Raw genomic sequence first — 15196 nt, forward strand, 5'->3', positions numbered from 1 at the left:
TTTCCGGCGCGATTTTATTTTACTAACACGTTTTTTAAACAGTTATGACGCCTCAACTGTCAACGCGGTTTGATGGGCAGTTTTCTGATTAAAATTGCCGGATTGGCGATGATAATGGCGCAATGCGTGTTCTTTACGGCGACCGCTGCTAAATGCTGATACGCGTTTTAAATACCCAATAACGCGTGTGCCGTAATCAATATCATGTGAACCGCAAGCGCTGCACGCCGCTAAAGTGCGTTTATCGATGGTGCCGCAGTGATTGCAAATGGTAATGCGAACGTTGATACAAAAATAATTGCAACCGGTTTTGGCAGCGATATTAAGCATTTTGCGGTAGCCTTCCGTGCTCAATGCTTCTTCCAAATTTAAATGCAACGCCGAACCGCCATCTAAATAATCGACCAATTCGCGTCCGTGCAATAAAAATTTATCCAAAGCATTAATTTCTTCATTTTCAACGGGATAAAAATAAGAATTGTAGCAATCGCGTTTAACTTGATAACCGTCTGCTTTATCCCATTTTGCATTTTTAACGCCCAAATTTTCCGCCGGCACGAATTCCGTATTAAATTTAACGCGATAATGTTTAGAAGCTTCTTGATTTAATTGATAAATGGTTTTGAGGCGATTTTGAACAAATTCAATATATTCCGGATTATATCCCACCTCAATGCCGTGATATTCAGCCGCTTCCACCATGCCGTTAATGCCAATCGTTAAAAACTGTTTATCCAAAGTAATAAAACCAGCATCGTAAACCGGCAACATACCGGCAGCTTGATATTCTTCCATCAATTTGCGGTAAGCGTATTGATATTGATGGATTTTTTTAACTTCGGTTGCCAAATCGCGTCCGTCTTGTTCCAAACGGTTCATATTTAACGTAATGACATTAATTGAACCGGTCGCCACGCCGCCCGCGCCCAAAGTATAAGAAAAGGTGCGATCTTCAATGGCGTTACGCAAACGGCAACAAGACGCAAGCGAATCGGGGTTATCTGATAAATACATAAAAAATGAGTTGCCGTGCGCGAGCTCATCTGCCATTTGTTGCGCAAATGCTTCATCTTTACATTGACCATTTTGCGTTAACATCGCCGCGGTCACCACGGGAAAAGTTAAAACGGATTTGCAGCGCTCTTGATTAAACCAATCCATAAAGAAATATTGCAATTGGCTCACAGTCTGCCAATTAGGGCGCGAAAAATCCGGAAAAACAAAGTCGCCAAACATCGCCTCAAAATAATAGCGATCGTAAATAGAAATATTCCAAAACGCGCTTTGATAACCGCGCGCGGCAGCGGGCTGGTTGATGCTGTAGACGACTTGTTGCAGATGATTGGCGATTTCGTGGCGATGCGTATTTAAATAATCGTCACCAAAATCTTTGCGCGCGAAATAGTCGAAATAAGTTAAAAATTCGACGGTAGCAACGGCGCCGGCAAATTGCGCGCTGATGGCAAAAACTAAATTAATAAAAGAACCGCAAAAAGAAGCCAAATGATGCGGCGCTTTCGATTCACCGCCTAAAGATGTTAAACCGTCGCGCAAAAAGGGATATAAAGTTGCCGATACGCAATAAGGTTTTAAGCTGGTTTCATCGTGAACGTAGATTTCATGCGATTCAATTTGGCGCAAATATTCTTCGGCGGTTTCTTGTCCAAATAATTCGGCGATTTTTTGGCTAACTTGTCCGCGGTTAATTTGCACCAAAAAATCTTTTAATAATTCGGTTTCCATGGTGGCAATATTTTTTTGCGTGACGTTAGCGTTAGCGTCTACTTTTGAACCGTCTGCCGCATTTTGAGCGGCAATATAATCGCGTATAAATTGAATTTTGCCGTCAATTTGTTGAGACGATAACCGAATCATGATTGAACTCCCTTTTGAAATAAATAATTAAGATTTTGACCCGTGCGAACATCGAGAAAACGTTGATTGGTGGTTGGGCAATCTAAACCGCCTAATGATTCAATCCAACGCCCTGTTTTTAAATAAGTTAAATGTGGCAATATATTTACTGGTAACGCTGATAATTCCGCCATTTCCAAACCGGTGTATAAACAGGTTTTTAAATTTCTTTGTTGACAAATCATTAATAATTGTTGTAACGCCGCTGCTTCCCATTCCCCGCCCAAAAATAAAACGCAAGAAATCAAATCGCGGTAACGATCGAGGCGGTTTTCCAAATAATCCGCGCTTAATAGCGTTCCGCGGTCAGCTGCCCAACTGTAGGCGCTATGGCAACCTTTGCAGGCTAATGGGCAGCCGCTGCATAAAAATGCCAAAGAAACTTCATTAGGCACTTCCTGCCACACAATTTCTTCCGTTATAAAATGAAGGGGATACATTATTTTTTACTATATACAGTGGTTATATTTTAATCAATACGCTAGATATTGTGTTGCTAGCGGATTGTGGCGCGATAGACTACGCGTCATCATTCCATTTTTCCAATAGAAAAAACTGGGGGATCAATCACTTTTCTTGCATCAAACTGTTTCTAACAACAAAATTTTCTTAGATAAAAAGAATTGTTTCAAAACTGTTTTTCAATTTGTTTTTTACAATAGATTGTTTTTATTGGTAAAACTTGGATAAACGCGAAAATTGAAAAAAGAAAGATTTATATTTTTTGCGAAATATCGCGATGGATTTTGATATCGTTTGAATTTAATGACATAAAAAAACGACACGCATCGAACATGTCGCTATCGTCAGCAATAAAAATAATTACTGATAACGCAAACTGCGCAATGCGCGCCGCTCGCGTTTATCGGGTCGGCGAGTTGGAAATTGCACCAAAGATTTTGCCAGCTGTTGCCGCAACGCTAATTCTTGCCGATTGTGAATACTTGCTTCAGTTTCTTGATAAAGCGCCGTTGCCAATTTTGCGCCGAGACGTTTATTTTCCAGCGCCAGCACGTTTACTTCAAAACATAATTCCGGCGTTTTTTGAATGGTGAGCGTGTCGCCAACGCTGATCGTTCTCGCTGGTTTTGCGCGCTGTCCGTTGACTAAAACCCGTCCATTTTTAATATTTTGCACCGCAACGGGTCGTGTTTTAAAAAACCGCGCCGCCCACAACCATTGATCTAAGCGGACGGTTTCTCGTTGGCAATCATTGTTTTGTTGCAATTTTATCGACTTCATTCAAGCTGACATTAACGGAAAGCACTTCAAAATCGCCTTCTTGTTCAATTTTGGCGTGAATGTCATTTTTAGAAATGGAAATATATTTACTCACTACGGTTAAAATTTCGTCCGTCATACGTTCGATTTCAATGCGTTCGCCAACGTGTCCGTTTTGCTTTTGGTGGCGCACTTTTGCTTTCAAAGATAAATCTAATAAGCGCGTTTTTGCAATTTCGGCAGACGAGAGACTCTCTTTTTTTTCATCAGGAGGCGTTACAGGTGACGTAAAAAATTTTTTCCAACTCATAATTTTTTTAACCCGAATATTTTGTAAATAAAATTGGTTTTATCTTCAAGGAATCGATGCGGCAAAGAAGTATTTCCTAAAAGACGTTCTACCAAATCAGAATAAGCCTGTCCTGCAATCGTATCGCGTTTTAAAATAACTGGCATACCTTCGTTAGAAGCTAATAAAACATCATTAGATTCTGGAATAACGCCTAATAATTCAACGCCTAAAACATCAATCACATCTTCAACGGAAAGCATATCTTTTATCCGCACACGCCGCGGATCATAACGCGTAATGACAAGATGTTCTTTTACCGGCTCTTCACCTAATTCCGCGCGCCGTGATTTACTCGACAATATGCCCAAAATGCGATCAGAGTCTCGAATTGATGAAACTTCTGGGTTCGTTGTAATAATTGCCTCATCGGCAAAATATAATGCCATCAACGCGCCGCGCTCAATGCCCGCGGGAGAATCGCAAATAATATATTGGAATCCCATTTCTTTGAGTTCATTAAGCACTTTTTCCACGCCTTCTTGCGTGAGCACGTCTTTATCCCAAGTTTGTGAAGCGGCTAAAGTGTAAAGATTTTCGATTGCCTTATCACGAATAATGGCTTGATTTAAACGTACGCCGCCGCGAATAACATCAATAAAGTTATAAACAACGCGACGTTCAACACCCATCAATAAGTCTAAATTTTTCAAGCCAACGTCAAAATCAATTGCGATCGTTTTATATCCTAATAACGCGATGCCCGTAGCCAAACTCGCGCTTGTGGTTGTTTTTCCGACACCACCTTTTCCTGACGTCACTACAATAATTTTTGGCATATTGCTCCTCGCTTTAGTCGTAAGGCTGATTTTTATTTCCATTATAAATGCTCCATAAAAGCTCCGCTATTTATAGTGGCGTAATTTGCATTGTCTCATCAGAATTTAATGTAATTAAACAATTGTTTTTTGTTGTATGTGCATTTTTTTCAAGATTCTGATAAATACCTGCGATGGAGATAATCTCTGCCGCCATTTCTAAACAAAAAATGTGAGCATCTTCATTATTTTTAATGCCCGCAAAAGCCTTGCCGCGCAGCGTACCCAAAACATGGATATTACCATCTGCCAATATTTCAGCGCCGGCATTAACCGTCCCAATAACCACTAAATCCCCTCCGTGCGCGTAAATACGCTGACCGGAGCGAACATGATGCCTCACCGTTAAGGTTTTGCGATGAGCGGCACCGCTTAAAAAATGGGGTGATGATGATTCAATTTCTTCATTTAAATCAACGGATTTAATCTCTTCTTCCCCTTCTAATTTTGCTGATTTCGGCTCCAGAAAAGGTACATCGATTAATCCCGCGCGAAATAACGTTTCCGAATCAAACGGGTGCTGCGTAACTCCCACTAACAATAAATGATGCTTTTGAAAAACGGTTTTTAAATGCATCAGCCAAGATAAATCAACATTATCAACGGCTTTTAAATGAGCAACCATCGCCGCGCCCTTAAAAAACCCCTCGGGTGCTTTTGCCAATTTTTCAGTTAATTGCTCGTATAACACCTCGAGATTGCGCTCTTCAATCAAGACGGTATTAAGTTGCGCCATTTGCGATTTAAAAATAAGACTGTTACTCATAATTCAATGAAAAAAGTTAATCCCTAAAACTACAAATCTTCTTCATCTTTTAATAAGCTTTGATTGGTTTTAATATTCGCCCGTTGCCGCAACCAATCGGTATAACCCCGCATCGCATCAGTTTGATAAGTTAAAACCATCTGCTGATTAAATAAATCTACCGCTTCTTTGGGGACGGCATCAACGCTACCGTCATAAACCGCATCAATGCGACTGACTACTAAATCGCCGTTTGTCGCTTCAAGTTGCGCAACTTTTTCATGTTGCTGCATCACTTGCTGAAAAATCGCATTATCCATTTTTTCGGGCACTTTAAATTCACCAATTTTTTGGTAAACCGCCTTAGCGCTTTCCCCTAATGTTTGCGTATCTAAATCATCGCCGGCTACTAATTGGGTTGCCAAAGTATCCGCGGTTATCCGCAACGCTTTTTTTGCTTCATCAGTACGATAATCGCGCGTCACTTGCGTTTCCACTTGTTCATACGGCAATTCTTTTGGCAAAACTCGCGCATCAACTTCATAAAATAAACTGCGCGTTTCATCTAATTCAATTGGTGTTCCCAACTTACCCGTTGCCATCGCATCGGCGCCGAATAAAACATTTTGCAACTCCGCTTTTGTTAACCAATCAGGTTGCGCAGTATGCGCGGTGATTTGGGATAATTGTTGCGGCGCGCTTTTCGCCAACGCAGCAATGTCATCGATCGTGCCGCCGCGCACCACCGTATCAAAAGCTTCATTTGCCAAATGGGTATAACGTTCTTGATTTTTTTCTGCTAACAATTTACTGCGCAAAGCCGCCTCATCTAAATCAGCGGCAACAACTTTACCCAATTGCACCAACATTGCACCGTATTCCGTATCAAATAAAGCAGACGTATCGCCCGTTTTTTGCAATGAAAACAATACCTCATCGGCTTTCTCGCTGGGACCTTCGCCTTTTTTATGCAAATCAAATAAACCAGACTGCCCCGCAAGCTCTTTTTTCTCAATCGCTGCCACAATATCAGCAAAAGAACGCTCACCTTGAGCTAACGCCGCTGCCGTTTGTTCTGCGACTGCTTTATCATCAAAAATAATATATTGTCCGTCGCGCCGATCATCGTTAACCATTGCCGCCCGCGCCGCCGCCAATTCTTGTTCACTAATTTCCGCATTTCCCGCCAAATGCGCGGCGTCCAAAATCACATAGCGCACAGAAACCGTTTCATCGCTCATATACCGCGCGCGATTTTCCTCATAATAAGCGCGCAACACTTCCGGCGTGGTTTTTACGGAAGCTATTTTTTCTGCTAACGGCAAAGTAAATAAAGTGACATCGCGCTGCTGCGAAAACAAACGATAAAAAGCATTTTGCAATTCATCGCCAATAAAAACGGTTTTTCCCAATAATTGATAATACTGGCTCACCGTTAAATCATGATACAAACCTGCTTCATAATTTTGCGCGGTAATTCTTTGACTTTTTAACCATTTTTCATAAGTTTCATTATCGCCAAATTGCGCTTTTACCGCGGTATATAAATCTTGCCGCGACGCTAAATAACCGCTTTGCAACGCGTGCTGACGCAATAAAGTTTCATTAATAATTTGTTGTAACGCGAGTTCGCGCACTTCTTTGCTGGGAATGTTCGTTAAACGCTGCTGCAAATGAGAAACCATACGGTTAAAATCATGCTGCTCAATGGAAATACCGTTAACTTGTGCCACCGTTGCCGGCTGATATTTCGGCGTTAAAATCGGAACGCCAATAAAAACAACTCCTAATCCTGCCACCCCAACGAGCGCGTATGTAAAGCGATTGCCTTTTTTTTCTGAAACTGCGTCTGCCATGAATGATCCGTCAACTAAAATTAGGTGGCTAATTCTAGGCGAGCGGGTTAAGAAGAGCAAGCGCCAAACGCCGCCTTCACCATAAATCTCGATAGGTTAAAATCAGCGGCGCGTGATCCGAAAAATTTTGCGCGCGATAAATCTCCGCCGATAAAACATCGGCTGCCAAATTATTACTCACAATCTGATAATCAATCCGCCAACCGGCATTATTAGCGCGCGCTTTGCCGCGTTGACTCCACCACGTATATTCATGATCATTTTGATTTTTTAAACGAAAACCATCTTTATATGCGCCGGCAAATAAATCCGTTAACCATTGCCGCTCGTGCGGTAAAAAACCAGAATTATGAATATTGCCCCGCCAGTTTTTAATATCGCGTTCACAATGCGCAATGTTGATGTCGCCACACACAATCACGCGTCGCCCCGATTGAGCCAATTCTTCCAAATAAGGCAAAAGCCGAACCATAAAAGACTCTTTCTTTTCTTGCCGATGCGCGCCGCTGGTGCCCGAATGCATATATAAAGAAATCAGCGATAAATCGCCATAACGCGCTTCCAAATAACGCCCTTCTTCATCAATATCCGCCCAACCAATGCCATAACGCACCTGATCAGGTTCTTTTTTCAGGTACAATGCCACGCCGCTATAACCCTTGCGTTGCGCGTCGTGATAATAATTGTGCGCCAACGGAAAAAAAACGGGATTATCTTCAAGCTGATGGCGTTGTGCCTTCGTCTCTTGAATGCAAACGGCATCGGGATTTTGCGTTGCCAACCAATCAAAAAATCCCTTACGCTGCGCGGCGCGAATACCATTCGCATTGAACGTAATCATTTTAAAAGACATGATTCATCATCGAGGTTAAAAAAAGATGTTAGCAGTATATCAAACCCGCTTTTTAGAAGCGGCACTGGCAGCCGATGCCCTAAAATTTGGCGAATTTACCTTAAAATCCGGTCGCCACAGCCCCTATTTTTTTAATGCCGCCGCCTTTTGTAACGGCAAATTATTAAGCGTAATGACGGAAGCTTACGCCGCCGTGATTGCCGAATTACACGAAACATGCGCCATCGATGTTCTTTTTGGACCGGCTTATAAAGGCATTCCGCTCGTTGCCGGCATCGCGCAAGCATTGTTTCACCGCTACGATATCAATCTGGCTTGGGCATTTAACCGCAAAGAAACGAAAACACACGGCGAAGGCGGCAATATCGTTGGCGCGAGCGTTGCCGGAAAAAAAGTATTACTCGTTGATGACGTATTAACTGCTGGAACCGCCGTGCGTCAATCGCTGGCATTACTGGCTCAAGAACAAGCAATGCCGGTTGGTTTAGTGATCGCTTTAGATCGTCAAGAAAAAGTCGGCGACAGTAATTTATCCGCGCTCAAACAGTTTTCCGTTGAAAATCAACTGCAAACCCGCGCAATTATTACTTTAGATGATTTAATGACTTTCGTAAAAGAAAGCGGTAAACCTGCCGTTTTAGAAAAAATGCAAGCTTACCGCAAAATTTATGGCATCAGCGAAGCTGATTAATGATTAAAGTGACGAACTCCGGTAAAAATCATCGCAATACCTTGTTCATTTGCCGCCGCAATCACTTCTTCATCACGAATTGAACCACCGGGTTGAATAATCGCCGTTACGCCCACCGCGGCAGCGGCATCAATACCATCGCGGAACGGGAAAAACGCATCGCTTGCTAAAACCGCGCCCTGCGTATTCAATCCTTCATCTTGTGCTTTCATCGCCGCAATTTTGGCAGAATAAACACGGCTCGTTTGTCCGGCGCCGATGCCCAAAGTTGCGCCCTGACGGCATAATACAATCGCATTTGATTTTACCGAACGCACCACTTTCCACGCGAACAATAAATCTTCTAATTCTTGATGCGTCGGTTCGCGATCGCTAACGACAGTGCGTTGTCCCGCGGCAACATTGCTGCGATCCCAATCTTGAACCAAAATCCCGCCACAAACACTGCGCATTTGATAACCAGATTCGGGGTGTTCCATATTCTTAATTTCTAAAACGCGCACATTGGGCTTTTGCGCTAAAACTTTTAACGCTGCATCAGTAAATTTCGGCGCCACTAATACTTCCACAAATTGCCGGCTCAAAATTTCCTGCGCGGTTTCGGCGTCCAAACTGCGGTTAAAAGCGATAATGCCGCCGAATGCCGAAGTAGGATCCGTGCGGTGCGCGCGATCGTAGGCTGCTAATGTATGTTCACCAACGGCAACACCGCAGGGATTGCCGTGTTTTACAATCACGCACGCCGTCATCTCAAAATCACAAACACAACGCAGCGCCGCATCAGCATCAGCAATATTGTTATAAGACATAGTTTTGCCTTGATATTGTTTCGCTGCGGCAATGCTTGCGGCGGAATAATGATTATGCCGGTAAAACGCCGCCCGTTGATGCGGATTTTCGCCGTAACGCAAAACATCAGCGCGTTGAAAATCTAAAGACAATTGTTGCGGAAAATCTTCTTTTTCGCCGTATTGCGCGGATAAATAAACGGCAATGGCGCGATCGTATTCGGCGCTGTGTTGAAATGCTTTTACGGTTAATTTTTGACGCAACGCCGCCGTGATGCCGCCATTATCTAATTCAGAAAGCAGCGCTGGATAATCCGTGGGATCAACAACAACTGCCACATCGTTATGATTTTTTGCTGCCGCGCGCAACATTGAAGGCCCGCCGATATCAATATTTTCAATGGATTCAGCAAGTGTGACGTTTTCTTTAGCAATCGTTTCGCGAAAGGGATATAAATTCACGACTACCAAATCGATGGGTTTAATGCCGTTTTCTGCCATTACCGCTTCATCAGTGCCGCGGCGCGCCAAAATGCCGCCGTGAATTTTCGGGTGTAACGTTTTCACGCGTCCGCCCATAATTTCGGGAAATTCTGTGTATTGCGCAACATCGCAAACGGGAATGCCCGCTTCGCGCAATGCTTTTGCCGTGCCACCGGTGGATAAAAGCTCAACATCTTTTTCCACCAAACGTCGCGCAAAATCAACTATTCCTCTTTTATCAGATACGCTTAACAAAGCGCGCCGCGGAAAAAGTAATTGAGCATCAGTCATGATTAAAGTCTCCCCAAAAAGCGCCATCATACAAAATTACGATTTAATTTGCAGTGTTCAAATCTGTGTCAACAGATGACAAGAGCAGTTGCGCTCTCTAAAATGATGCGACTTTTTGCTGCCGTCTTTTAGGGATATATGTTGCGATCGTTATTATTTTTATCCGCTGTGGTTTCAATACGCATTACCGCTGCACCGTGTTTGGTTGATCCGCTGGCGAATTACACAAAATTAGGCGGCGATAATAACGATGATCATATTTATATTCAGGCGGATCAATCAGAAGGCAATTTTACTCGCCAACAATTCAGCGGATCCGTGCAACTTCAGCAAGGCGATAAACATTTATTAGCGCCTCAACTGCATTACGATGCCGAAAAAAAACGCGTTGACAGTCAAAGCGGTATGATTTTAGCAGCGCCTAATTTAGTCATCAGCGGCACCAACGGCAGTTATCATTTCAACGAAAAAACGGCGCGTTTTGATACGCTCGATTATTATTTAGACCGCAAACCCAATGCTGCCAAAGGTTCTGCGGTTCATGCCGAAATCGACCGCAACCGCAATATTGATAGTTTTAAAAATCTGACGTATACCACGTGTAATCGCGAAAATCCCGTTTGGCAATTAAACGCGCAGCAAATGACGATTCATTACGATCGCCACCGCGGCAATGTACGCAATACGACTTTTCGCATTGGTGATGTGCCTGTTTTATGGCTACCGTATTTTAGTTTTCCGATTGACGGTCAACGTGCAACGGGACTTTTAACGCCTTCATTTGCCAGTTCTCACTCGCGCGGCATAGAAGTAAAAATGCCGTTTTATTGGAATATTGCGCCCAATCAAGATGCAACTTTTACGCTGCATCCGATGAGTGCGCGCGGCGTGATGCTGGAAAGTCAATACCGTTATCTCGGGCGCCAACAATCGGGGGAAGTTAATTTTTCGTGGTTGCCTAATGATAGAAAATATGGCGAAGCGCGCGGTGAAGTTAATGTGCAACATGAATATTATTTTTCGCCGAATTGGCGCAGCACTATTTATTATCGAAACGTTTCCGATCAACATTATCTCGCGGATATGACGGGTGCGCTTTTGCGCGAGCATGAATGGTATCTCGATCGTTATGCGGCATTATACGGCACGGGTGATTGGGGACAATTTACGTTTAAAATTCAAGATTATAAACAAGCCGTTCCTCATTTTGATGCGGATAATCAGCCGTTTAGCCGGCTGCCGCAAATCGTGTATCGCAATCATTGGCAACAAGGTTATTGGAATTTTGATTTTTCCACGGAAGCGGTGCGCTTTTATCGCCACGCCGATGGTAAAAATGATCGTTTTCGCGTGAATGCGGCGCTGCATTACGATTTAGAGCGTTCATATGGTTTTATTAAACCCACCATTAGCTTAGATGCGCGGTATTACACGCTCGCGCGGCAGAAAAATCAGCTTCATGATGAACACATTAGCCGCGTTTTGCCGTCTTTTAGTTTTGATTCGGGTTTATTTTTTGAACGCGATGCCACGCTCGGCGCTGAACATTATGCGCAAACGTTAGAACCGCGACTTTTTTATTTATATACGCCCTATCAAGATCAAAGTATGTTGCCGCTTTTTGATACCACTAACAGCAGTTTATCGTGGCAATCGTTGTTTGACCGCAATCGTTTTATCGGCAGCGATCGCATTGGCGATGCGCATCAATTAACGGTTGCCGGCACCACGCGGTTTTATCGTCACCACGATGGTTCTGAAAAATTGCGGCTTTCCGTCGGGCAAACTTATTATTTTTCCAAGCGTAAAGTTGGATTGCACGGCAATATCGATGATGATAATCTGCGCTCGGCTTTAATCAGCGAGGGCAATTATCAAATTGATCGCCACTGGCATTTATACGGTTTATCTTTTTGGGATAGCTCTTTGCACCGCAATCAAGGCAATATTCTCGATTTGCGTTATCACATTGATCAAAATCGTTACTTTTCAATTGGACACCGTTATCATCGTCCCCATTATGATCAAATTACGCTCAACAGCGGCTGGAAGCTGGGCAATGATTGGCGCGTTTTTGCCCGTTATGATTATTCGTTAAAAGAGCAACAGCCGATCAATCAAATGTTGGCAGCAGAATATAGCGATTGCTGTTGGGCGTGGCGATTAGTCGGACGGCACTATCGCGAGCACCCGCAAGATAATGCTATGGAAAAAGGTATTTATCTGGAATTTATCTTTAAAGGACTGGGAACGATGGGTAATGACACTAAAGAATTGTTGCACCAACAATTACCCGATTTTCAACCGCTCCCCGAAGAAGTGCGTTTTTGAGGTATACGTTAAGGAATATTGATGAAATTAATAATATTATTTTTTGCCCTGATGCTGTTGCCCAGTTGGGCGCTGGATTTTGGCCCCAAACCAATGCCGCAGCAGAACGTGTTAGATGAAATCGGGTTAGTCGTCAATGAAGAAGCGATCAGCCGAAAACGGTTAAACGAATTATTAGAACAACAACGCGCCCGTGCGCCGCGCGATCAGCCGTATTCCGAAGAACAGCTGCAAGAACAAATCATTATGCAAATTTTAATGGCACAAATGGCAAAATCCGCTCATTTAACCGTTAAAGATGCTGAAATTGATCACGCCATTGCCACCGTTGCCGCGCAGCATAAAATCAGCGTCGCGCAGCTTTATCAACAAATCGCGCGCACGATGGGATTGAGCCAAACCGAATACCGTCAACAAATCGCGCAATTAATGCTGCAAGATGAATTAAAACAACGCTTAATCGGTCGTGATATCAATATTTCCGAACAACAAATCAATAACCAAATTACGCAAATTATTCGTCAACGCGGCACGAAATTTCATCTTCAAGATTTATTGCTGCCGCTGCCCAAAAAAGAATTGCCCGAACAGGCGTACCGTCAACAAATGCAAACCATTTCTCAAGCGCTCAAAACAACGGGCAATGATTTAGCAAAAACTGCACAACTTTTACCCAAAGCTCAATTTAACGATTTAGGCGCGGTCAATCTCGGGCAAATTCCTGCAAAATTTGCTCAAGCGGTCGCCACTTTAAACTCGGGTGAACTTGTCGCCGAACCCGTTGCTGATGCCGATGGACTTCATTTTTTAAAAGTCGTTTCTAAAACCGCTGCCAACGGACAACATTATGAAGTTGAGCAAGGAAAATTGCGCCATATTCTGATTCGCCGCGATCCCAATAATCCGCAATTTAGCCGTTTGCAAATTGAACAGCTTTATCAGCAATTGCAATCCGGCGCCGATTTTGCGCAATTAGCCGCGCGTTATTCACAAGATCCGCGATCTGCCGTTAACGGCGGCGATCTCGGTTGGATGAGTACGGATCAACTCGATCCGCGTTTTGTTGCCGTGATGCACCGCATTCCATTTAATACAATCAGCGAACCGTTTGAATCGGCTTTGGGCTGGCATATTATTGAAGTATTTGCGCGGCAAACCGTTGATCGCAGTGAAGAACGTATCCGCGATCATATTCGCCGCACTTTATATGAAGAAGCACTGGCTTTAGCTTGGGAGCAAAAATGCGCACAAATGCGACAAGCGGCTTATATTCGGTGGTTTCCATGACAGAAATAAAAGCAGTAAAACGTTTGGGGCAACATTTTTTGCGCGATGAAGGCATCATCACGCAACTTTTAGCGGCAATTGATCCCAAACCACAACAAAAAATCCTTGAAATTGGTCCGGGTTTAGGAGCATTGACGCTGCCCGTTTTAGAACGTTGCCACGAATTATATGCCGTCGAATTGGATCATCGTGTATTGCAGCCGTTGAGCGAAAAAGCTGCCGCCGTTGGGATTTTGCATTTGATCGAACGCGATATTTTAAACATTCATTTTGCTGAAGTAGCGCCGGCGCCGATACGCATTATTGGCAATCTTCCCTATAATCTTTCCTCGCCGATTCTGTTTCATTGTGTAGCGCAAAGATCCGACATCGTAGATATGCATTTTATGTTGCAAAAAGAAGTCGTTGACCGCATCACCGCGCCCGTTGATACGCCGGCATACGGTCGATTAAGCGTGATGATTCAATTGTATTGCCAAGTTGAAGCGTTGTTTGACGTTCCGCCAGAAGCGTTTGCGCCGCCGCCAAAAGTCAATTCAGCGGTTGTGCGTTTGATTCCGCAGACGCAATTAACATGGAATATAGAAAGCATCGCGCATTTTGAATGCGTTGTACGCAGTGCTTTTTCGCAACGCCGGAAAATGTTACGCAAATCATTGGCGGCGTATTTTGAGCCAAAAGAATTGATGGCGCTTGATGTCGATCCGACGGCAAGAGCCGAGACTATTGACGGCGCAAGCTTTGCGCGTCTTGCTAATGCCTTATATCTCAAGGAGAAAAATTTATGAACGAACGGGTGATTATCACCGGACACAGTAGTGGTTTGGGAGCGGCTTTGTCTCGCGCGTGGTTGGAATGCGAGGCAAAAGTACTCGGCATTGCCCGCCGGAGTAATCCATCGTTAAAGAATGATTTTCCGGACGATTTTTATGAAGTATCGCTTGATTTATCCAATATTGAACAACTTCGGGAATGGTTAGAAACACCGCAATATGATGAATTTTTTCAAGAGGGTACGCGCATTTGGTTGTTTAATAATGCGGCAACGATTGGCGATAGTAAAAATATCGGTATGCAAACGCCCGATGCGATTAATCATGCCATTGCGCTCAACGTTACCGCGCCGTTTATTTTAAGTGAAGTATTTGCAGCGTGGGCGGAACGCAAAAAAATCCCGCTGAATATTGTTCACATCAGTAGCGGCGCGGGGCGCAAATCGTATCCCGGTTGGAGCTGTTACGGCGCAACAAAAGCGGCTTTGGATATGCATGCGCGCGTGGCGCTTAGCGAAAATAATCCGTTGATTACGGTTGTGAGCATCGCGCCGGGCGTGGTGGATACGCCGATGCAAAAAGCAATTCGCAATAATCTTTATTTTCCGGCGCGGGAACGTTTTGTGGCGCTGCATGAAAATCATAAGTTACAAAATGTTGATGATACGGCGATGCAAATTCTTTCTTATTGTTTGAGCGGTTTATTTGGTACTAATCCGGTTGTGGACGTGCGGCAATTGCCGGCTTGATCGTTTTTTGTGATACGTTTTTATTCAAATGCTGCTGATTGGGCAGC

At 43.7% G+C, this 15196-nt stretch carries 14 protein-coding genes; 5 read left to right on the top strand and 9 right to left on the bottom strand.

Annotated elements, in window-relative coordinates; translation table 11 throughout:
• Nucleotides 1-42 precede the first annotated feature (42 nt).
• The 8 genes from nrdD to AKG33_RS05420 form a co-directional block, all read right to left on the bottom strand.
• Entirely contained in the window at nt 43-1875 is a 1833-nt protein-coding gene (nrdD, locus tag AKG33_RS05385; RefSeq protein ID WP_050708020.1) for an anaerobic ribonucleoside-triphosphate reductase, read from the bottom strand.
• Nucleotides 1872-2354, bottom strand: coding sequence for an anaerobic ribonucleoside-triphosphate reductase activating protein (gene nrdG / locus AKG33_RS05390; RefSeq protein ID WP_012031227.1), 483 nt, complete (start codon nt 2352-2354; stop codon nt 1872-1874). Before nrdG ends, nrdD begins: the two co-directional genes overlap by 4 nt.
• 382 nt (nt 2355-2736) lie before the next feature.
• Entirely contained in the window at nt 2737-3156 is a 420-nt protein-coding gene (locus AKG33_RS05395) for an RNA-binding S4 domain-containing protein (RefSeq protein ID WP_012031228.1), read from the bottom strand.
• A complete protein-coding gene (locus AKG33_RS05400; RefSeq protein WP_012031229.1) occupies nt 3125-3445 on the bottom strand; it encodes a cell division topological specificity factor MinE in 321 nt (106 codons plus the stop codon). Before AKG33_RS05400 ends, AKG33_RS05395 begins: the two co-directional genes overlap by 32 nt.
• The gene (gene minD, locus AKG33_RS05405; protein ID WP_012031230.1) at nt 3442-4263 is read right to left on the bottom strand and encodes a septum site-determining protein MinD; all 822 of its coding nucleotides are present in this window, start codon (nt 4261-4263) and stop codon (nt 3442-3444) included. The genes AKG33_RS05400 and minD overlap by 4 nt, the downstream gene beginning before the upstream one ends.
• Nucleotides 4264-4333: 70 nt before the next feature.
• Nucleotides 4334-5068 carry a septum site-determining protein MinC gene (gene minC, locus AKG33_RS05410; protein WP_012031231.1) on the bottom strand — a complete coding sequence of 245 codons (735 nt, stop codon included), beginning with the start codon at nt 5066-5068 and terminating at the stop codon, nt 4334-4336.
• A 29-nt stretch (nt 5069-5097) separates the two neighbouring features.
• Complete coding sequence (locus AKG33_RS05415; protein ID WP_041729565.1) at nt 5098-6903, bottom strand: SurA N-terminal domain-containing protein; 1806 nt, start codon at nt 6901-6903, stop codon at nt 5098-5100.
• A 76-nt stretch (nt 6904-6979) separates the two neighbouring features.
• On the bottom strand, nt 6980-7756 hold the full coding sequence (locus tag AKG33_RS05420; RefSeq protein WP_012031233.1) for an exodeoxyribonuclease III: 777 nt from the start codon (nt 7754-7756) through the stop codon (nt 6980-6982).
• A 25-nt stretch (nt 7757-7781) separates the two neighbouring features.
• Between AKG33_RS05420 and pyrE the strand changes: the two genes are divergently transcribed.
• Nucleotides 7782-8447, top strand: a complete 666-nt coding sequence (pyrE, locus tag AKG33_RS05425; RefSeq protein ID WP_012031234.1) for an orotate phosphoribosyltransferase — start codon at nt 7782-7784, stop codon at nt 8445-8447.
• On the opposite strand, the gene purH is transcribed toward pyrE, so the two are convergent.
• A complete protein-coding gene (purH, locus tag AKG33_RS05430) occupies nt 8444-10009 on the bottom strand; it encodes a bifunctional phosphoribosylaminoimidazolecarboxamide formyltransferase/IMP cyclohydrolase (protein WP_012031235.1) in 1566 nt (521 codons plus the stop codon). The two genes, pyrE and purH, sit on opposite strands and share 4 nt — an antisense overlap.
• Nucleotides 10010-10147: 138 nt before the next feature.
• On the opposite strand from purH, the gene AKG33_RS05435 reads away from it, so the two are divergent.
• Genes AKG33_RS05435 through AKG33_RS05450 form a run of 4 tightly spaced genes read left to right on the top strand, consistent with a single transcriptional unit; the run spans nt 10148 to nt 15149 of the window.
• A complete protein-coding gene (locus AKG33_RS05435) occupies nt 10148-12340 on the top strand; it encodes an LPS-assembly protein LptD (RefSeq protein ID WP_012031236.1) in 2193 nt (730 codons plus the stop codon).
• Between the two features lie 21 nt (nt 12341-12361).
• Nucleotides 12362-13627 carry a peptidylprolyl isomerase gene (locus AKG33_RS05440; protein ID WP_012031237.1) on the top strand — a complete coding sequence of 422 codons (1266 nt, stop codon included), beginning with the start codon at nt 12362-12364 and terminating at the stop codon, nt 13625-13627.
• Nucleotides 13615-14415, top strand: a complete 801-nt coding sequence (rsmA, locus tag AKG33_RS05445) for a 16S rRNA (adenine(1518)-N(6)/adenine(1519)-N(6))-dimethyltransferase RsmA (protein WP_407635238.1) — start codon at nt 13615-13617, stop codon at nt 14413-14415. The genes AKG33_RS05440 and rsmA overlap by 13 nt, the downstream gene beginning before the upstream one ends.
• Nucleotides 14412-15149, top strand: a complete 738-nt coding sequence (locus AKG33_RS05450; RefSeq protein WP_012031239.1) for an SDR family NAD(P)-dependent oxidoreductase — start codon at nt 14412-14414, stop codon at nt 15147-15149. Before rsmA ends, AKG33_RS05450 begins: the two co-directional genes overlap by 4 nt.
• The last annotated feature ends 47 nt before the right edge of the window (nt 15150-15196 follow it).

The sequence above is a fragment of the Dichelobacter nodosus genome (assembly GCF_001263335.1).
Taxonomy (GTDB): Bacteria; Pseudomonadota; Gammaproteobacteria; order Cardiobacteriales; family Cardiobacteriaceae; genus Dichelobacter; species Dichelobacter nodosus.

Excerpts from the sequence above, each read along its gene's own strand:
- AKG33_RS05395 (WP_012031228.1), bottom strand. The coding sequence starts at position 3,156 with ATGAAGTCGATAAAATTGCAACAAAACAATGATTGCCAACGAGAAACC.
- AKG33_RS05450 (WP_012031239.1), top strand. The coding sequence starts at position 14,412 with ATGAACGAACGGGTGATTATCACCGGACACAGTAGTGGTTTGGGAGCG.
- AKG33_RS05440 (WP_012031237.1), top strand. The coding sequence starts at position 12,362 with ATGAAATTAATAATATTATTTTTTGCCCTGATGCTGTTGCCCAGTTGG.
- AKG33_RS05415 (WP_041729565.1), bottom strand. The coding sequence starts at position 6,903 with ATGGCAGACGCAGTTTCAGAAAAAAAAGGCAATCGCTTTACATACGCG.
- minD (WP_012031230.1), bottom strand. The coding sequence starts at position 4,263 with ATGCCAAAAATTATTGTAGTGACGTCAGGAAAAGGTGGTGTCGGAAAA.
- nrdD (WP_050708020.1), bottom strand. The coding sequence starts at position 1,875 with ATGATTCGGTTATCGTCTCAACAAATTGACGGCAAAATTCAATTTATA.
- minC (WP_012031231.1), bottom strand. The coding sequence starts at position 5,068 with ATGAGTAACAGTCTTATTTTTAAATCGCAAATGGCGCAACTTAATACC.
- AKG33_RS05400 (WP_012031229.1), bottom strand. The coding sequence starts at position 3,445 with ATGAGTTGGAAAAAATTTTTTACGTCACCTGTAACGCCTCCTGATGAA.
- nrdG (WP_012031227.1), bottom strand. The coding sequence starts at position 2,354 with ATGTATCCCCTTCATTTTATAACGGAAGAAATTGTGTGGCAGGAAGTG.
- AKG33_RS05435 (WP_012031236.1), top strand. The coding sequence starts at position 10,148 with ATGTTGCGATCGTTATTATTTTTATCCGCTGTGGTTTCAATACGCATT.
- AKG33_RS05420 (WP_012031233.1), bottom strand. The coding sequence starts at position 7,756 with ATGTCTTTTAAAATGATTACGTTCAATGCGAATGGTATTCGCGCCGCG.
- pyrE (WP_012031234.1), top strand. The coding sequence starts at position 7,782 with ATGTTAGCAGTATATCAAACCCGCTTTTTAGAAGCGGCACTGGCAGCC.
- purH (WP_012031235.1), bottom strand. The coding sequence starts at position 10,009 with ATGACTGATGCTCAATTACTTTTTCCGCGGCGCGCTTTGTTAAGCGTA.